The 17,668-nt window shown below is 72.2% G+C and carries 15 protein-coding genes; 9 read left to right on the top strand and 6 right to left on the bottom strand.

The genetic code is table 11. The features are described 5' to 3' along the window. Positions 1–127: 127 nt before the first annotated feature. The 5 genes from rpsA to OOJ98_RS07305 all read left to right on the top strand — a co-directional run bounded on the left by rpsA (position 128) and on the right by OOJ98_RS07305 (position 4,511). Positions 128–1,627 carry a 30S ribosomal protein S1 gene (gene rpsA, locus OOJ98_RS07285; protein WP_053729297.1) on the top strand — a complete coding sequence of 500 codons (1,500 nt, stop codon included), beginning with the start codon at positions 128–130 and terminating at the stop codon, positions 1,625–1,627. A 340-nt stretch (positions 1,628–1,967) separates the two neighbouring features. Then, a complete protein-coding gene (locus tag OOJ98_RS07290) occupies positions 1,968–2,906 on the top strand; it encodes a PAC2 family protein (RefSeq protein ID WP_267053796.1) in 939 nt (312 codons plus the stop codon). Positions 2,907–2,930: 24 nt separating this feature from the next. Then, positions 2,931–3,530, top strand: a complete 600-nt coding sequence (gene coaE / locus OOJ98_RS07295) for a dephospho-CoA kinase (protein WP_267053797.1) — start codon at positions 2,931–2,933, stop codon at positions 3,528–3,530. 106 nt (positions 3,531–3,636) lie between these two features. Then, entirely contained in the window at positions 3,637–4,023 is a 387-nt protein-coding gene (locus OOJ98_RS07300; protein WP_267053798.1) for a DUF3592 domain-containing protein, read from the top strand. 116 nt (positions 4,024–4,139) lie between these two features. Next, complete coding sequence (locus OOJ98_RS07305; RefSeq protein ID WP_267053799.1) at positions 4,140–4,511, top strand: tetratricopeptide repeat protein; 372 nt, start codon at positions 4,140–4,142, stop codon at positions 4,509–4,511. A gap of 39 nt (positions 4,512–4,550) precedes the next feature. Here OOJ98_RS07305 and OOJ98_RS07310 read toward each other — a convergent pair whose 3' ends face one another. Then, a complete protein-coding gene (locus tag OOJ98_RS07310) occupies positions 4,551–4,814 on the bottom strand; it encodes a DUF6343 family protein (RefSeq protein WP_267053800.1) in 264 nt (87 codons plus the stop codon). Between the two features lie 170 nt (positions 4,815–4,984). On the opposite strand from OOJ98_RS07310, the gene OOJ98_RS07315 reads away from it, so the two are divergent. Further along, the gene (locus tag OOJ98_RS07315; protein WP_267053801.1) at positions 4,985–5,881 is read left to right on the top strand and encodes an acyltransferase domain-containing protein; all 897 of its coding nucleotides are present in this window, start codon (positions 4,985–4,987) and stop codon (positions 5,879–5,881) included. 23 nt (positions 5,882–5,904) lie between these two features. Here OOJ98_RS07315 and OOJ98_RS07320 read toward each other — a convergent pair whose 3' ends face one another. Beyond that, on the bottom strand, positions 5,905–6,282 hold the full coding sequence (locus tag OOJ98_RS07320; protein WP_267053802.1) for a hypothetical protein: 378 nt from the start codon (positions 6,280–6,282) through the stop codon (positions 5,905–5,907). Between the two features lie 212 nt (positions 6,283–6,494). Between OOJ98_RS07320 and OOJ98_RS07325 the strand changes: the two genes are divergently transcribed. The 3 genes from OOJ98_RS07325 to OOJ98_RS07335 all read left to right on the top strand — a co-directional run bounded on the left by OOJ98_RS07325 (position 6,495) and on the right by OOJ98_RS07335 (position 12,318). Then, positions 6,495–7,949: a carboxylesterase/lipase family protein gene (locus tag OOJ98_RS07325; RefSeq protein WP_267053803.1), complete on the top strand. Its 1,455-nt coding sequence runs from the start codon at positions 6,495–6,497 to the stop codon at positions 7,947–7,949. 101 nt (positions 7,950–8,050) lie between these two features. Further along, complete coding sequence (locus OOJ98_RS07330) at positions 8,051–11,074, top strand: DEAD/DEAH box helicase (protein WP_267053804.1); 3,024 nt, start codon at positions 8,051–8,053, stop codon at positions 11,072–11,074. Further along, the gene (locus tag OOJ98_RS07335; RefSeq protein ID WP_267053805.1) at positions 11,071–12,318 is read left to right on the top strand and encodes an SWIM zinc finger family protein; all 1,248 of its coding nucleotides are present in this window, start codon (positions 11,071–11,073) and stop codon (positions 12,316–12,318) included. Before OOJ98_RS07330 ends, OOJ98_RS07335 begins: the two co-directional genes overlap by 4 nt. Before the next feature lie 14 nt (positions 12,319–12,332). Here OOJ98_RS07335 and OOJ98_RS07340 read toward each other — a convergent pair whose 3' ends face one another. The 4 genes from OOJ98_RS07340 to OOJ98_RS07355 form a co-directional block, all read right to left on the bottom strand. Continuing rightward, a complete protein-coding gene (locus OOJ98_RS07340; protein ID WP_267055550.1) occupies positions 12,333–14,513 on the bottom strand; it encodes a TerD family protein in 2,181 nt (726 codons plus the stop codon). A gap of 131 nt (positions 14,514–14,644) precedes the next feature. After that, positions 14,645–15,211: a hypothetical protein gene (locus OOJ98_RS07345; protein WP_267053806.1), complete on the bottom strand. Its 567-nt coding sequence runs from the start codon at positions 15,209–15,211 to the stop codon at positions 14,645–14,647. A gap of 27 nt (positions 15,212–15,238) precedes the next feature. Beyond that, positions 15,239–16,585 (bottom strand): MFS transporter, encoded by a 1,347-nt coding sequence (locus tag OOJ98_RS07350; RefSeq protein ID WP_267053807.1) that lies wholly within the window; start codon positions 16,583–16,585, stop codon positions 15,239–15,241. A gap of 138 nt (positions 16,586–16,723) precedes the next feature. After that, positions 16,724–17,515: a DUF2293 domain-containing protein gene (locus OOJ98_RS07355; protein ID WP_267055551.1), complete on the bottom strand. Its 792-nt coding sequence runs from the start codon at positions 17,513–17,515 to the stop codon at positions 16,724–16,726. Positions 17,516–17,668 lie beyond the last annotated feature (153 nt).

Here is a 17,668-nt window from a genome sequence, read left to right on the forward strand (position 1 = left end):
GTCGAGGCACCATCCGGACCGACCCGGATCGGTGCTTCCCTGGCTGTCCGGCTTCTGCAGAGGCGATACGGGCTTACGGCGTGGCAGTACCTACGACTTTCTGTCCGTAACCGGAGCCCTTTCCCACATGACGAGCAGCACCGAGACCACCTCTACCACTCCGCAGGTAGCGGTCAACGACATCGGTAACGAGGAAGCCTTCCTCGCCGCGATCGACGAGACGATCAAGTACTTCAACGACGGCGACATCGTCGACGGCGTCATCGTGAAGGTCGACCGGGACGAGGTCCTGCTCGACATCGGTTACAAGACCGAAGGCGTGATCCCGAGCCGTGAGCTCTCGATCAAGCACGACGTCGACCCGAACGAGGTCGTCAAGGTCGGCGACGAGATCGAGGCCCTGGTTCTCCAGAAGGAGGACAAGGAAGGCCGTCTGATCCTGTCCAAGAAGCGCGCTCAGTACGAGCGTGCCTGGGGCACGATCGAGAAGATCAAGGAAGAAGACGGCATCGTCACCGGTACCGTCATCGAGGTCGTCAAGGGTGGTCTCATCCTCGACATCGGCCTCCGTGGCTTCCTGCCGGCTTCCCTCGTCGAGATGCGCCGCGTCCGCGACCTCCAGCCCTACGTGGGCAAGGAGCTCGAGGCGAAGATCATCGAGCTGGACAAGAACCGCAACAACGTGGTCCTGTCCCGCCGCGCCTGGCTCGAGCAGACCCAGTCCGAGGTTCGCCAGACGTTCCTCACCACCCTGCAGAAGGGTCAGGTCCGCTCCGGCGTCGTCTCCTCGATCGTCAACTTCGGTGCCTTCGTGGACCTGGGTGGCGTCGACGGTCTCGTCCACGTCTCCGAGCTCTCCTGGAAGCACATCGACCACCCGTCCGAGGTTGTCGAGGTCGGCCAGGAAGTCACCGTCGAGGTCCTCGACGTCGACATGGACCGCGAGCGTGTCTCCCTGTCGCTGAAGGCGACGCAGGAAGACCCGTGGCAGCAGTTCGCCCGCACGCACCAGATCGGGCAGGTTGTTCCCGGTAAGGTCACCAAGCTCGTTCCGTTCGGTGCGTTCGTGCGCGTCGACGAGGGCATCGAGGGCCTGGTCCACATCTCCGAGCTGGCCGAGCGCCACGTGGAGATCCCGGAGCAGGTCGTCCAGGTCAACGACGAGATCTTCGTCAAGGTCATCGACATCGACCTCGAGCGTCGCCGGATCTCGCTGTCCCTGAAGCAGGCCAACGAGTCCTTCGGTGCCGACCCGGCGTCGGTCGAGTTCGACCCGACCCTGTACGGCATGGCCGCGTCCTACGACGACCAGGGCAACTACATCTACCCCGAGGGCTTCGACCCCGAGACCAACGACTGGCTCGAGGGCTACGAGACCCAGCGCGAGGCGTGGGAGGGCCAGTACGCCGAGGCGCAGTCGCGCTTCGAGCAGCACCAGGCCCAGGTCATCAAGTCCCGCGAGGCCGACGAGGCCGCCGCTGCCGAGGGCGCTGCCGCTCCGGCCGGTGCCCCGGCGGGCGTCTCCGGCGGTTCGTACTCCTCGGAGTCGGACGACAACTCCGGCGCTCTGGCGTCGGACGAGGCGCTGGCTGCCCTGCGCGAGAAGCTGGCGGGCGGCCAGAGCTGACGCTCCGACCACCGGCTGGTAGATAGCTGAAGGCAAGGCCCGTTCCCCCTGGGGGAGCGGGCCTTGCTTCATGTCGCGATCATGTCGTGATCAAGTCGCGAGCATGCCGGGGCGACATCGGAGTGCCGCCGGGCCATGCCGACCAGCCGCAACCCGGCCGGTGCGCAGCCGAGTTGGCCGCCGCCCAGGCCTGTTCCGGACGGCGTGCGCGGGGGGCGGCGGCAGGCCGGGCGTGCGGAGCCCCGGCAGCGTCTGCGGGTTTCCGCAAATGCGGCGTGGGCGGGAATGTCCACGTCCTGACGGTCGTTCTTCCTGGTGAACACGAGGAGGAGCGGTAATCGTGCTTGATCCGCAGGGTTTGTACGAATGGGAGCCGAAGGGCCTCGCCGTCGTCGACATGGCGCTCGCGCAGGAGTCGGCCGGCCTGGTCATGCTGTACCACTTCGACGGCTACATCGACGCGGGTGAGACCGGCGAGCAGATCGTCGAGAAGCTGCTCGACACGCTGCCCCACCAGGTGGTGGCCCGCTTCGACCACGACCGGCTCGTCGACTACCGGGCCCGCCGGCCGCTGCTGACCTTCCGGCGCGACCGCTGGACCGAGTTCGAGGTCCCCTCCCTCGAAGTGCGCCTGGTGCAGGACGCCACGGGCGCGCCCTTCCTGCTGATGTCGGGCCCCGAGCCGGACGTCGAGTGGGAGCGCTTCGCGCTGGCCGTCCGCCAGATCGTCGAGCGCCTCGGCGTCCGCCTGTCGGTCAACTTCCACGGCATCCCCATGGGCGTCCCGCACACCCGCCCCGTGGGCCTCACCCCGCACGGCAACCGCACCGACCTGATGCCGGGCCACCGTTCGCCGTTCGACGAGGCACAGGTGCCGGGCAGCGCCGAGTCGCTGGTCGAGTACCGCCTGATGGAGGCCGGTCACGACGTCCTGGGCGTCGCCGCGCACGTTCCGCACTACGTGGCGCGCTCGTCCTACCCGGACGCGGCGCTGACCGCCCTGGAAGCCGTCACGGCCGCCACCGGCCTGGTCCTGCCGAGCGTCGCGCACGGCCTCCGTACGGAGGCGCAGCGCACCCAGACCGAGATCGAGCGGCAGATCGGCGAGGGCGACGAGGAACTGGTCAGCCTGGTACAGGGACTTGAGCACCAGTACGACGCGGTCGCCGGCGCGGAGACGCGCGGCAACCTCGTCGCCGAACCGGCGGACCTCCCGTCGGCGGAGGAACTGGGCATGGAGTTCGAACGTTTTCTCGCCGAGCGGGAGGGCGACCTCTAGGGGCGGGCGCCTAAGCTTCGGCTCATGCTGAAGGTGGGCCTGACCGGCGGTATCGGCGCCGGCAAGAGCGAAGTGTCACGGCTGCTCGTCTCGTACGGGGCCGTTCTGATCGACGCGGACAGGATCGCGCGGGAGGTCGTCGAGCCAGGAACACCCGGTCTGGCGGCGGTGGTCGAGGCGTTCGGCCCGGCCGTCCTGGCCGCGGACGGCACGCTCGACCGGCCCAGGCTGGGCGGCATCGTCTTCTCCGACCCGGAGAAGCTCGCCACCCTCAACAAGATCGTGCACCCGCTGGTCGGGGCGCGCTCGGCCGCGCTCGAATCGGCCGCGGGCCCCGACTCGGTCGTCATCCACGACGTGCCCCTCCTGACGGAGAACGGCCTGGCGGCCCTGTACGACCTGGTCGTCGTCGTCGACGCCACCCCCGAGACCCAGCTCGACCGGCTCGTGCGGCTGCGCGGCATGACGCCCGACGAGGCCCGCGCCCGCATGGCGGCCCAGGCGGACCGTACGCAGCGGCTTGCCGTCGCCGACCTGGTCATCGACAACGACGGGCCCCTCGCGGCCCTGGAGCCGCAGGTGCGGAAGGTCTGGGCGGAACTGGTGGAGCGCGCAGACAGCTGAGAAGCGGGGCGCCGGCGCGTATCGGGGCCGTATGGATTCCCTCATCATGCTGGGTTTCCCGGGCTTGCGCCGCCCTGCGCGGCCTGTGCGATCTACGATCCGGACTGTGCTCTTCGTACTCGCGGGTTTCACTGTCCTCGGCGGTCTCGTGGCACTGCTCGCCGGGGTGTACGGGCTGCGGGAGACGCGGCGCGTGGAGCGGGCAGGGGCGCTCGCGTGGGCGCTCGTGAAGCCCGCGCCGCACGGGTCCGAGCGGCCCCTCCTGCAGTTCGAGACGGTCGACGGCGATGTCCTCGAACTGCCGTCGCCCGTCCCGCCGAGCCGCCGCGAACCCCTCCCCGCGGGCTCCAGCGTCCGGGTGTCCTACGACCCGGAGGACCCCCGCACCGTCGTCGTCCTGGGCCGCGAACGCACCGCCGTGGACCGGGCGTTCATGGCGGCCGGCGCGGCCATCGTGCTCCTCGGGCTGACCCTGGCCGCCGCCGCGCTCTGAGCCGCGCGCCCGACGCGACCGCGACCGGTATCCCGTACGCATCCATCGCCACGCATACGGAATAGCGCGGCCGGGAATGGCGTTGACATCGCGCAGCGAGCGAAAGGAACAGGTACGTGGGCGAGAACACCCCCGAGACGCACGTCATCGACTTCCGCGCCGCCGAGCAACTCCTGGCCGCCCGGGACCCACGTGGTGCCGTCAAGCTTCTCGACTCGGTCGTCGCGGCCCACCCCGAGAACACCGCGGCCCGTCTGCTGAGAGCGCGAGCGTTCTTCGCGGCGGCCCAACTCCGCGCCGCGGAAATGGAGTTCCAGCTGGTCCTGGAGCGTGAGCCGGACAACGCCTTCGCCCACTTCGCGCTGGCCCGCACCTACGAACGGCAGGCCCGCCCCGACCAGGCCAAGCGCCACTTCCGTCTGGCGGCGGCCCTCGACCCCAAGCCGGACTATCTGGCGGCGGCGCGTTTCGAGGACGAGGCGCGGTAGCGAGCGGGTGCGCGTGCGTAGTCGCGCGCAAGCACGGCGTCAGCGGGTGCGCGGTGGTTCGTAGGGAGGGATGTCACGACCCGGCTGGTAGTGCGGGCCCTGCCGCATATGGCGGATGATCATGACAAGGTCGACGACGATCACCGCGGCCAGCACCGCGCAGGCCGCCATCCACCCCGGGCGGCCCTCGACGGCGAACCCCACTGTGCCTCCGGCGGCCCAGATCAGGCCCCAGATGCTCAGCCAGAGCCGCATCCGCAGGGGGCTGCGGGCGGTGATCGGTTCGTTACCCGTGCGCGGCATGGTGATCGCCTCCCTAGAGGTGTACCCGCTGGGGCAGGGGTGAAAGCCGTTGCGCACGGACGATCGGGACGCCGGGCGCCGTGTGCGGGACCCGGGGGCCGGGCGGAGCGGCTGAGGCGCGTCGCCCGATGCGGGCGCGCGCCGGGAACGGCGTGGCTAGGGTGGCGCGCATGCTGCTCCTCGACGATCTGCCCGAGACGCTGCTCGACCTCGCCGTGCCCCACGAGGACATCAACGAACTGACCGCGCTGGCCGCCCGGTTCACCGCCGAGCCCGAGCTCGCCGGTCTCCTCGAGCGGTCCGTGCTCGCCCTCGTCGAGGACATCGGCACCATCGGCGGCCCGTGCGAACCGCCTCCCCTGCCCAAGGGGCTCGGCGACCTGGAACGCTGGTTCCCCGTGTACGTCACGCTCGCCGCGCTGCCGTACACCAGGGCGTACCACCGGGAGCGGGGCATCCCCGAGGACATCGCCCGCCGCACCCTCGCCGACCTCGGGCGACACATCGCGCTGCACCGCAGGCGGCGCGGAAACGGCGGCCTCAACGCGCCCCACTGGCTGCGGCTGCACTTTCGGGGGGAGCTCTATCAGCTGGGGCGGCTCCAGTTCCAGCGCGCGCGGCTCGGGGAGCGCACGAGCCGGGCCGCCCGCGCGGCAGGCGTCGAGGCCGAACCCGGCGACCCCTGCCTGAACCTGCACATCCCCGATTGTCTGGGCCCCCTGACACCCCGGGCGTGCGCCGACTCCGTCGCCCGCGCCAGGACGTTCTTCGCCCGGCACTTCCCCGAGGAGCGCTTCCGCGTGGCGACGTGCCACTCATGGCTGCTCGACGAACAGCTGAGGGACCACCTTCCCGAAAGCTCCAACATTCTCCGCTTCCAACGTTTGTTCCGTACCGCCTACAGAAGCGACGAACAGGCCGACGGCGAACCCGTCGGCTTCGTCTTCGGCGATCCCCGCCTGCCCGTGGCGGACCTTCCGCAGCGCACCTCGGTGCAGCGCGCCGTCACCCGGCACCTGCTGAACGGCGGCCACTGGTACCTGGGCCACGGCTGGTTCGAGCTGTAGGCGCGCGGGCCGGCGTCGGGGGCTCAGTGCACGAAGCTGTAGCTGCGCCACGGCGGCGCCTGCGGTGCGACGTTGTTGGTGAGCCGGCTGCCGATGTACGTCGTGTCCTTGCCGGTGCAGTCGGGCGTCCGGTACATGACCATGTCGACCAGCGTGTTGTTGAACACCTGGTTCGTGCCCGCCGGGAGCACCCGGTGGCAGCCCCTCACCTTCGGGCTGGTCAGCGAGACGGCGGCGTTCCGGCCCACCGGGTAGCTGATGGTGCCGACCGCCGTCCGCCCGAGGCTGGAGCACGCGGTGGTGGCGAGGGTGAGCAGCACGGCCCCGGCGGCGATCCGCGTGCGGCGACGGCGGCGCGAGGCGGAGCCGGGAGCGGGGGACTGGGACGCGGTCACGGACATGAGTGGTCCTCGTCTGTACGGCATGGCTGCGGCGGTCAGTGTCGCCAGCCTGCCCCGGGTCGCCGCGCACGGCATCCGGTGTGCCCCGCGGATAGCCCGCCCGGGGTACGAGGGATTACGGTGCCCGCAGCCGGGCATGCGGTCCCCGTGGAATGCCCCGGGTCACGCGGCGCGGCTCCACCCGAAACCCTGTCGGAAGGCGCACGAACCTGATGGAACCGATCCGTACGACCCACCAGGGAGCGGTGCGAGGACGGCTCGTCGCCGACGATGTGGCCGCCTTCCTCGGGATTCCGTTCGCCGCGCCCCCCTTCGGGGAGGGACGCTTCCGGGCCCCGGCACCGGCCGTGCCCTGGGACGGCGTACGCGACGCGCTCTCCTGTGGACCGAGCATGCCCCGGGCTCCCTACGCGCCGCCCTTCGACGCCCTCATCGCGGACGAGGAGCCGCAGGGCGAGGACTGCCTCAATCTGAACGTCTGGGCCCCGCAGCCGGCCCCGGGCGGCGGGCTCCCGGTCATGGTGTGGATCCACGGCGGGGCCTTCGCCAACGGCTCGGGCTCGTCCACCGCCTACGACGGCAGCGCCTTCGCGCGGGACGGCGTCGTCTTCGTCAGCATCAACTACCGGCTCGGCGCCGACGGCTTCCTGAGGCTGCCGGACCGGCCCGACAACCGCGGCCTGCTCGACCAGATCGCCGCCCTCGAATGGGTGCGCGACAACATCGAGGCCTTCGGCGGCGACCCCGGCCAGGTGACCGTGTTCGGCGAGTCGGCGGGCGCCATGAGCATCGGCGCCCTGCTCTCGATGCCCCGCGCCCGCGGCCTGTTCCGGCGGGCGATCCTGCAGAGCGGCGCCGCCCACCACTTCCTGCGCCCCGCGTCCGCCGACCTGATCACGGCCCGCCTCGCGGAGAAGCTCGGCATCGAGGCGACCGCGGACGCGTTCGCCGCCGTCCCCCTGGCAGAGCTGCTGCCCGCCCAGGCGGAGCTGCGCGGCGAGATCGGGGACCGCCCGGACCCGGCGCTGTGGGGCGAGGCGGCGCTCAACATGATGCCGTTCGAACCCGTCCTCGACGCGTTCACCCTCCCCGCCGAGGACTGCGGCGTGGAGTTCCTCGTGGGCAGCAACCGCGAGGAGTACCGCCTGTTCCTGGTGCCCACCGAGCGCCTCGACGTCCTGCCGCAGGAAAGGCTCCGGCTGGCGACGGCGGCGTACGGACTCGACCCGGACAAGGCGCTTCCCGTGTACGCGGAGCGCCGCCCGGACGCCGTGCCCGGCGAGCTGTTCGACGCGGTCACCACCGACTGGTTCTACCGGATCCCCGCGCTGCGCCTCGCCGAGGCGGTGCCCGGGTCGCACGTGTACGAGTTCGCCCGGCGCTCCCCGGCCTACGAGGGCAGGCTCGGCGCCTGTCACGCGTCGGAGCTGGCCTACGTCTTCGACCGGCTCGACGACCCCGCCTATACCGCGATGATCGGCCCGCGCCCGCCGCAATCCCTGGCGGACGCGATGCACGGGGCCTGGGTGGCCTTCGCGAAGACGGGCGATCCCGGTTGGGCACCGTACGACCAGGAGCGCCGCACCACCCAGGTCTTCGACACCGTCCCGAGCGTCGAGTGCGACCCCCGCGGTACGGAACGTGCCCTGTGGGAAGGGGTGCGTTGAGGGCGCGGGGGCCCGTTGTCAGACCTCGCCCGTAAGGTCGTAGATCAGTCGCGCAGCACGCGACGCGACACGACCGTGCGGACGAAGGGAGGTGACCGGCGATGGACCGGCCGACACCGATGCGGCACGCCGAGCGGGAGCAGGGCACCTCGGGGCGGGCCGGGGCCGCCTGGCGCCACCACCCCGACCGGCTGCCCGAGCGCACGGAGGCCTTCGCCCGGCCCCACGGCGCTCCGGCGGCCCGGACCGACGCCGAGGCCGCGCCCCGCGCGTGGCCGGGCGTGACGGCGGCCGCCGTGTTCCTGCCCGCCGGGCTGCCCCGCGAAGGCAAGGTCGCCTTCTGGGTCCCCGACCAGGGGCCCCTGCCGCACGGGCCGGCCGGCCCCGCGGGGGAGGTGACCGAGCTGACGGTGGTGCGCCGCCACGGCGGGGGCGCCCGCAGCCGCAAGGTCGCCGCCCTTCTCGTGCCGGTCGCCGAAGCCCTCCCGCTCCTGATCGAGGCCCGGCGCCACCCCGCCGCGCACCCGGCGGCGGCGTGCTGGGGCGCCGCCGCCCTGCACGCCCTGCACCTCGTCGCCCGCGGCAGACTGCTGCCCGGCCTCACCCCCACCCACCACGACGCCTGGCGGGCCGGCCCGCTCGACGCGGACGACATCGCCCAGCTGCGCGCCATCGCCGCCGCCATGCCGTACGAGGCGTACGGCGTGCCCGTCCCCGGCCGCGGCGCGCTCCAGCTGCCCGAGCCGGAAGCCCTGGTGCGCGCCTTCCTCGACGCGGTCGCCGACGCCCTGCCCCGCACCCCGGCCGCGGCCCACGCCGCCGGGGCGCCCTTCGCCGCACCCACCGCGCAGCACCTGCCGGCCGCGCGGGCCTGGGCCGCGGAGGCCGCCGCGGGCATGGACGCGGGCGTGCGGGTCTCGCTGCGGCTCGACCTCGCCGGGTACGAGCTGTTCGACACGGCCACCGAGGAGGAAGGCGAGGCGCGGCGCGCGGGCTCGGCCATCGTCCAGGTGCACAGCCTCGCCGACCCCACCCTCGTCGTCGACGCCGCGCGCCTCTGGTCCGACGCGGCCCCGGAGAGCGCGGCCACCACCCCAACGGGTGCTTCCGGAAGCGGAGTTGACGCCTTCGGTCCACGTGCCCGGATCGACGCGCTGCTGGCGCTGCGCCGTGCCGCCCGCGTCTGGCCGCCGCTCGGGCTCCTCCTCGAACGCAGCGTCCCCGACGTCCTGCCGCTCACCGAGACCGAGCTGTACGAGCTGCTCGGCGAGGCGTCGGCACGGCTGGCCGCGGCGGGCGTCACCGTCCACTGGCCGCGCGAGCTGGCGCGCACGCTCAGCGCCACCGCCGTCGTCCGCCCGGCGCCCGGCTCGGCCACCGACGGCACCGCGTTCTTCGACGCCGAGGAACTCCTCTCCTTCAACTGGCAGTTGGCGCTCGGCGGTGAACCGCTCACCGACGCCGAGATGGACGTGCTGGCCGAGTCCCACCGCCCCGTCGTGCGGCTGCGCGACCAGTGGGTGGTCGCCGACCCCGAGCTGGTCCGCAAGGCCCGCAAACGGGACCTGGGCCTGCTCGACCCGGTGGACGCCCTGTCCGTCGCCCTCACCGGCACCGCCGAGGTCGACGGCGAGACCGTCGAAGCGGTGCCCGTTGGAGCGCTCGCGGTGCTCCGCGACCGCCTCCTGGAGGGGCCCGCGACGGCCGAACAGCCGGCGGGGCTCGACGCGACGCTGCGCGACTACCAACTGCGCGGCCTGGCCTGGCTTTCCATGATGACCTCCATGGGGCTCGGCGGCTGCCTCGCCGACGACATGGGCCTGGGCAAGACGATCACCGTGATCGCCCTGCATCTGCGCCGGGCCCGCCGCGAACCCACCCTCGTGGTCTGCCCGGCCTCACTGCTCGGCAACTGGCAGCGCGAGATCGCCCGCTTCGCGCCGGGCGTCCCGGTGCACCGCTTCCACGGCAGCAGCCGCAGCCTGGACACGCCGAGCGGCGAGGGCGGCTTCGTCCTCACCACGTACGCCACCATGCGCACCAGCGCGCCCCAATTGGCCGCCCGTACCTGGAACATGGTGATCGCCGACGAGGCGCAGCACGTCAAGAACCCGTTCTCGGCCACCGCGAAAGCGCTGCGCACCATCCCCGCCCCGGCCCGGATCGCGCTCACCGGCACCCCGGTCGAGAACAACCTCTCCGAGCTGTGGGCGCTGCTCGACTGGACGACCCCCGGCCTGCTCGGCCCCCTCAAGGCGTTCCGGGCCCGGCACGCCCGCCTCGTGGAGAACGGCGAGGACGACGACGCGGCGGAGCGCCTCGCCCGCCTGGTCCGGCCCTTCCTCCTGCGGAGGAAGAAGTCCGACCCGGGCATCGTGCCCGAGCTGCCCCCCAAGACCCAGACCGACCATCCCGTCCCGCTGACGCGCGAACAGGCCGCCCTCTACGAGGCGGTGGTCCGCGAGGTGATGGCCGCGGTCGAGGCGTCGGAAGGCATCGCACGGCGCGCCCAGGTCATGAAGCTGCTCACCGCGCTCAAGCAGATCTGCAACCACCCCGCGCAGTACCTGAAGGAGGAGTCCCCGCGCCTCGCGTCCCGCTCGGGCAAGCTGGCGCTCCTCGACGAGCTGGTGGACACCATCCTCAGCGAGGACGGCTCGGTCCTGGTCTTCACCCAGTACGTCGCGATGGCCCGGCTGCTCTCCCGCCACCTCACCGCACGCGGCGTGCCCTCCCAACTGCTCCACGGCGGGACGCCGGTGGCCGAACGGGACCGCCTGGTCGACGCCTTCCAGGCCGGCGAGGTGCCCGTGTTCATCCTCTCCCTCAAGGCCGCCGGCACCGGCCTCAACCTCACCCGCGCCGGCCACGTCATCCACTACGACCGCTGGTGGAACCCGGCGGTGGAGGAACAGGCCACCGACCGCGCCTACCGCATCGGCCAGACCCAGCCGGTCCAGGTCCACCGCCTGATCGCCGAAGGCACCGTCGAGGAGCGCATCGCCGAGATGCTGGAAGAAAAACGCCGCCTCGCCGACGCGGTGCTCGGCTCCGGCGAGAGCGCCCTGACCGAACTCACCGACCGGGAGCTGGCCGACCTGATCTCCCTGCGGAGAGCCTCATGACCGCCCCCCGTCCCTCCCTTCGCACCCCGCGCCACGACGACCGCCGGCGCACCTACCCCGCGCTCGGCGCCCGCTCCGAGCGGACCGGCACCTGGTGGGGCGACGCCTGGGTCGAGGCCCTGGAGGAGCTGGCTCTGGACGCCGCCCGGCTGGCGCGCGGCCACACCTATGCGCAGGGCGGCCATGTCGACGCGATCACCGTCACACCCGGCCGCATCACCGCCTACGTCCACGGCTCCCGCCCCCGCCCCTACCGCACGGAACTGCGGCTGCGGACCCTGCCCGACCAGGCATGGGAGGAGTTCCTCGACACCGCGGCGCAGGAGCCCGCGCACATCGCCGCGCTCCTCGACAAGGACCTGCCGCACGCCCTGGCCGACGAGGCGGCGCTGCTGCCCGCCTCCGGCGACCTGATCCCCGACTGCTCGTGCCCCGACGACGGCTTCCCCTGCAAGCACGCGGCGGCCCTCTGCTACCAGACCGCCCGGCTTCTGGACGAGGACCCGTTCGTGCTGCTCCTGATGCGCGGGCGCGGCGAACAGGAGGTCCTCGCCGCGCTCACCCGGCGCAACGCCGCCCGCATGGCCGTGGAACGCACGGCCCCGCTGCCCCAACTCCCCACGGTCCCGGCCCGGTCGGCGGTCCAGCCGCGCACCCGGCCGCCGTTGCCGCCGCCGTTTCCCGCGCCGTCGAGACCAGGGCACCCGCCCGCCTTCCCCGACGTGCACGGCGGCCCCGACCCGCTCTCCCTCGACCTCCTCGCCACGGAAGCGGCGATGCGCGCCCACACCCTGCTCACCACCGGGCACGACCCGATCGCCCCGCTCACCACTTGGCAGGACGCGGTGCGCCTGGCCGCGGGGCACCCCGGTTCCGGGCTGACCTCCGCCACCCGCGCCCTCTACACTGCCCTGACCCGGGCCACCGACCGCACGCCTACGGACCTGGCGCGCGCCGTGGCCGCCTGGCGGCAGGGCGGCATCGAGGCGCTCGCCGTCCTCGAAACCCCCTGGGACCCGCCGGCCGGCCCCTTCGACCGGGCCCGCCCCGCCCTGAGCGCCGCCGGATTCCCCGACTTCCGGCCCAGCCGCAACCGGCTGTCCACCCCCACCACCCAGCTCCGCTACGGCCGGGACGGCCTCTGGTACGGCTACGAGTCGGACCCGGGCCGGGACGACTGGTGGCCCCGGGGCAGCCCCGACCCGGACCCGGTGGGGGCGCTCACCACCCGCCTCGGCGGCTGACACCCACCGGTGAGTCAGGCGGGCGTGCCCGGTGCCGCCGTCCTGCGCTGCGTCGCGCGGGGCCGCTCCAGGCGGGTCACCACATGGGAGTGGAAGACGTCCACCGCGGCGTCGACACCCCGGATGAACCCGGTCTCGGCATTGCCGCGCGTATGACCCACGCTCTTGACGAGCGACAGGCGGAATCCGGTGATCGCCTCCGGCCCCTTCGGGAGCAGGTCACCGGGCTCGGGGCGCAGCTTCTCCAGGGTGCCCCGCGGTCCGACCCCGTCGCCGTCGAGCAAAGTCTGCACATGCAGATCGGCCGGGGCCTCGGCGAGCTGCCGCATCAGGCGCTTCACCCAGGAGAGCGGATAGCCCTGCTCGGGCGCGGGGATCTCGATGGACGTCCTCAGCCGCCCCATCCGCAGGTCCGCCACGACCCCCAGCACTCCGGGCGCCCCCTCCACCCGGATCTCGGCCCGCAGCTGCCCGTCCACACAGAGGCGGTGCGCCAGTTCCGACCGGCGCGACTGCGGGTCGGTGCCGCGCTTGGCCCGCTGCACGGGCACCACCTTGGCGCCCAGCTCGCCACCGAGCCGCAGACAGACCTGACGGATCAGCCGTTCCCAGCTCTCGACGACCTGCACGGAGCGCGGGTCGCCCGGCGTCAGGGTCTCCTCGTCGATGCCGTTGCGCACCGGAACCCACGCCGGGCCCATGTTCTGGAAGCCGTGGCAGCCGGAGTTGTCGTGCTGGAGATAGTGCAGCAGCTCCTGGAGGAGCCAGGCGTGCGCCTCATTGCGTACGCCTTCGTGGCGGATGAGGAGCTGCGCCTGATGCGTCACCTCGGCCCAGGACAGGTGCCACAGGGCGACCTTGTGCTTGCGCCGCCCGTCGGTCTTCACCTCGACCAGGGAACTTCCCTCCAGCGCCACGTCGTTGGAGAGGGTGATGACCGCCTCGTAGCCCCGCCGGGCGGCGATGTCCATGTACGCCTGGATCTGCTCGCTCTTGAGCGCGTTGCCGTTGGTCTTCGTCTCGACTAGGGCCGTCCACAGTTTCCCGGCCCGCTCCACACGGATGACGCCGTCGGGCCGCTTGGGGCTGTCGCCGTGCGGGAGCGAGACCTCCGTGAAGGCCTCCATCCGCCCGGCGGGTGCCCCGAAGGCGGCAATGAGGCGTCGGCCGAACTCGGGCACCTGGGTCATCACGGCGAGCAGGACCGATGTCGCCCGCGTCTCGCGTTCACGGTCGCTCTTCAGCGTGGACGCGGGGAACAGCCGTGCGGCGTGCCACCCGTCGTTCTCCGCGAGCGAGTCCTTGGGGGCCTTGGGCAGCGTCACCTTCTTCTTGGCCGTGCGGAGCCGGCGGGCGGGAGCGGCGGCGGGCGGTTCCGTGGTGCCCGGCTCGGCGCCGCGCTGGGCGGGCACCGCGACCGTGACCGGAACGCTCACCTCAACGGCCGTCCGGGGTACCGGGGTTGGGGCCGCCTGCTCGACGGCGACCCCAACAGCGACCCCTGCGGCGTCCCCGTCGGCGGTACTGGAGACGCCGGACTCGACGGCCGCCGCGATCTCAACAGCCCCCACGCCGGGCCGGCCGGGCTCGACGGATGCGGGGGACTCGGAGGACTCGGCGACGTGGCTGCCGCCCTCGCCCTCGCCGTCCTGGTCGTCGTCCTCGTCGATCTCGATGCCGTAGTCGGTGGCGAGGCCGGCGAGCCCGGAGTCGTACCCCTGGCCGATGGCCCGGAACTTCCAAGTCCCCTCACGCCGGTAGACCTCGCCGAAGACGAACGCGCTCTCCGTGCTCGCCCCGTCGATGCAGAAGTCGAGCAGCCCGTCGCCGGAGCCGTCCGTGACGACCAGACGGATGTTCTCCAACTCGCCGAAGTGCGCCCGTCGGTGGCGGCTCGCCGCGACGATCACACGGTCGACATCGCCGGGAAGCCCGGCCAGGTCGAGCCGAATCCTGTCTTCGCTGCCGTTCTCGGTCGGTGCGGCGCCGAGGAGTTGTACGGTGCCGTCTGCCGCGGCCGGGTTGTTGTAGAAGAAGAAGTCCGCGTTGTCGCGGACTTTGCCGTTCGCGCCGATCAGCAGCACGGAGACGTCGGCGTCGCCCTCACCGCTCGGGCTGCTCCAGCTCAGGCCGACGATGACGGAGTCGGCGTTCTCGCTCAGAGCCGACAGGCTGACATTCGCACCCTTGACCATTGCGTGCATACGAGATCCCCCCACGGGATGGAGGGCCGTACGGGCATGGCCGAACTGCCCTCTGTTCACGGAAAAGTTGTGGCTCTCCCCAAGAGCGTGAAATTCAGCCTACTGGTCGAAGCGGCCCGCGCTCACGGTAATCGGCGCTCTTCGGGCCGCGCCTGTGCCGCCCACCGGATCAAGGTGTCGAAATCCGCTGTCCGCAGCCCCCGCCGGGGGTGGATGCGCATCATCAGGGCGGGCGCGTCGTGGTGGACGCGCACATAGGTTTCGTCCAGATCGGTGATCATGTCGTCGACCCACGCGAACGGGCGGCCCGCCGCCCACTTCAGCAGCGGTCTGGTCTTCCAGTACAGGCCGTCCGGGTCGGTGGCGAAGAGTTCGGGCCAGGCGATGAAGGGGAGGTCCGGCGGGAGGCCGATGACGGGGGCGATCATCTCGTTCGCCTCGTTCATCCACGTGGTGGCCCAGGCGAGTTCGTAGGGCAGCGAACTGAGCCGGGGCCCGTGCGCCGGATTGAGCTGGACGCGCAGGCCGCGCCGGTGGGAACGGGAGCCGGGGGTCTGGCGGGAGAGCCAGGCCGATGGATGGAGCCGGTGGGTGCGGTATCCGCGCAGATGGGCCAGGCGGGCGGCGTACGGATTGAGGGGGCCGTCCACGTCGAGGAGGAGCAGGGGGCGGTCCGGCGCAGTCGTCATGCGGGAGGGATACCCATGGCCGGCCCTTCAGCCCCCCGAAGTCGTCACGGACTCCCGGGTTTCCGGGGCCCACGCCAGCGACACGAGCATGCCGGCGAGGAGGACCGCCGCCAGCCAGTACATCGAGCCGCTCAGCCCGAGGTGGTCGAGGCTGACCGGCAGGATGAAGGTGCCGACGGCCGAGGCGATGCGGCTCGTGCCGTTGAGGAAGCCGACACCGGTGGCGCGCAGATGCGTCGGGTAGAGCTCGGCGGGATACACCTGCGTGAGGTTTGAAGCCCCGGCCATCACAAAGGTGTAGACGAGGAAGGGAATCATGAGGGCGATCGTCGAGGCCTGGGCGAAGGCGCCCATCAGGGCGAGCGCCGCCGTCATGATGCCGAACGTGACGATCGTCAAGGGGCGGCGGCCGGTTTTCTGGAGGAACCAGAGACCGATGACGCCGCCGGCGAGCAGGAAGAGGTTGAGCAGCAGGTTCTGCAGGTCGGGGTCGGGCACGTGCAGGGCGGCCAGAATGGTCGGCATGAACGTGTAGATGGCGAAGTAGGGCAGCACCTGCGCGCTGTAGAACACCGTGCCGAACCAGGTGCGCCGGGCCTGGCCGGGGGAGAAGAGCTCCCGGTACGCGGCGGTCGCACCCGCGTGGCTCTGGGCAGGCGCTGCCTCGGCGGCGCCCAGCTCCGACTTCAGGTACTTCCTGGCGATGGCCCGCGCCTCCTCGATCCGGCCCTGGCTGATCAGCCAGCTCGGCGACTCGGGCGTACCGATGCGCAGGAGCAGCACCAGGAGCGCCGGAACAGCCCCGGAGGCGAGCAGCAGGTAGGCGTTGCCCTCGGACTTGCCGAGGTAGGTGCCGAGGATGCCCGCGATGACGTAACCGACGGTCCACATCACGGTGAGGGAGCCGAGGAGGACGCCCCGGAGCCTGCGGGGTGCGAACTCCGACAGCATCGTCGGGCCCACCGCGTAGTCGGCGCCGAGGCCGAAGCCGATGAGCAGGCGCAGGGTGAACAGGAGCGCCGGATCCCGCGCCCAGAGCTGGAGCAGCGAGGCGACGGTGATCAGGACGAAGTTGTAGATGTACAGCTTCTGGCGGCCGATGAGGTCGCCGACGCGGCCGAGCACGATGCTGCCGAAGAAGAGCCCGATCAGTGCGGAGGCGCCGAGCAGGCCCTGCCAGACGCCGGAGAGGTGCCGCGCGTCGGTGAGGGTGGCGAGGACCGCGCCGATCATGCCGAGCGCGTAGCCGTCGGAGAAGTTCGCCCCGAACGTCGTCGCCGTCACTCTCAGATGGAAGGGGCGCAGGGGCGCTTCGTCGAGCGACGGGGCGAGCCGCTCGGGTGCGTCGGGTTCCGCGGTGGCCGGCTTCGGCATCGGCTTTACCTCGCCTTGGGCGTGGGCCCGCCGGGGAGTGGCGGGGACGGGCGGCTTGAGTCGAGCGCAGCCATCCTGCCTGCCCGAGCCCTGGAAGGGAATCGTTCTATGCGAAAGAAGTGTGAGTGAATGGAATTCTTACGCGAGTGGAAGCTCACCTTCCGCGACCCTGGAGGCTACCTCGGCGGGCGCGGAGGATGCGGAGAGCGCGGATGGTGCGGCGGGCGCCGGGTGTGCCTGCGGTGCGGAAGGAGCAGGGGAAGCCGGGCGAACCGGGGGTATCGGCTCCGGGGCCGACCATGCGGCCAGCACGGCGTCGATCGCGGCGGCGACCCTCGCCCGCGCCCGGTTGTGCGGCACGCGGGCCATGAGCAGTGCGTCGTACTCCGTGTCCAGATGGCGGACGGAAGCGCGGACGGCCAGCGTCACCGCCGTCACGTCCAGCGCCCTTCCCGCCGCCGAGCGCCCCACCCGCCCGCTGCCGCGCACCGACGCGTGCTCGGCGATGGAGCGGGCACGTTCGGCGGGGCAGCGCGGGAAGAGCCGCAGGATCTCGTCGGTCATGGCCGCGGTGAAGCGGACGTCCTCGGCGGCCCGCCGCCCGGCATCGCGGGCGCGCCGCCGGGCGCGTGCCTCGCCGTCGGCAAGGCAGGCGGCCTCGGCCGCGGCGAGGGCGCCCTCTTCGACGAACACGCCCTGACGCTCGTAGCGCCGCCGGCGCCGGTTGAAGCGGACCACCACGGCCGACAGGGAACTGCCGTTCCGCGCACGGCGGGTGAGCGCGGTGTCGCCGCGCGGCAGGAAGACCAGATGGCCCAGGTCCGAGCAGTCGAGACAGCGCGGCGAGCCGGACTCCAGGACGAGATGGCGCAGCGGCCCGCGATCGCACACGGCGCAGCGGTGATGGCGCCGGGGTTCTATGACGAGAATGGCAACAGCCCTCCTTGCGTGCGCCCCCGACGCCCTGCGCCCCCCGACGTCCTGCTTTCCCTCCCCTCCGTGATTCCCCGTTTCTCCGCTCGACGACCGCCGGAACGGGCCACCAGAACAGGCCACCAGAACAGGCCACCGGAACAGCCGCGG

It is taken from the genome of Streptomyces sp. NBC_00083 (genome assembly GCF_026343295.1).
Lineage (GTDB): Bacteria > Actinomycetota > Actinomycetes > Streptomycetales > Streptomycetaceae > Streptomyces.

Excerpts from the sequence above, each read along its gene's own strand:
- rpsA (WP_053729297.1), top strand. The coding sequence starts at position 128 with ATGACGAGCAGCACCGAGACCACCTCTACCACTCCGCAGGTAGCGGTC.
- OOJ98_RS07315 (WP_267053801.1), top strand. The coding sequence starts at position 4,985 with ATGCTGCTCCTCGACGATCTGCCCGAGACGCTGCTCGACCTCGCCGTG.
- OOJ98_RS07345 (WP_267053806.1), bottom strand. The coding sequence starts at position 15,211 with ATGACGACTGCGCCGGACCGCCCCCTGCTCCTCCTCGACGTGGACGGC.
- OOJ98_RS07340 (WP_267055550.1), bottom strand. The coding sequence starts at position 14,513 with ATGGTCAAGGGTGCGAATGTCAGCCTGTCGGCTCTGAGCGAGAACGCC.
- OOJ98_RS07350 (WP_267053807.1), bottom strand. The coding sequence starts at position 16,585 with ATGCCGAAGCCGGCCACCGCGGAACCCGACGCACCCGAGCGGCTCGCC.
- coaE (WP_267053797.1), top strand. The coding sequence starts at position 2,931 with ATGCTGAAGGTGGGCCTGACCGGCGGTATCGGCGCCGGCAAGAGCGAA.
- OOJ98_RS07310 (WP_267053800.1), bottom strand. The coding sequence starts at position 4,814 with ATGCCGCGCACGGGTAACGAACCGATCACCGCCCGCAGCCCCCTGCGG.
- OOJ98_RS07335 (WP_267053805.1), top strand. The coding sequence starts at position 11,071 with ATGACCGCCCCCCGTCCCTCCCTTCGCACCCCGCGCCACGACGACCGC.
- OOJ98_RS07330 (WP_267053804.1), top strand. The coding sequence starts at position 8,051 with ATGGACCGGCCGACACCGATGCGGCACGCCGAGCGGGAGCAGGGCACC.
- OOJ98_RS07325 (WP_267053803.1), top strand. The coding sequence starts at position 6,495 with ATGGAACCGATCCGTACGACCCACCAGGGAGCGGTGCGAGGACGGCTC.
- OOJ98_RS07320 (WP_267053802.1), bottom strand. The coding sequence starts at position 6,282 with ATGTCCGTGACCGCGTCCCAGTCCCCCGCTCCCGGCTCCGCCTCGCGC.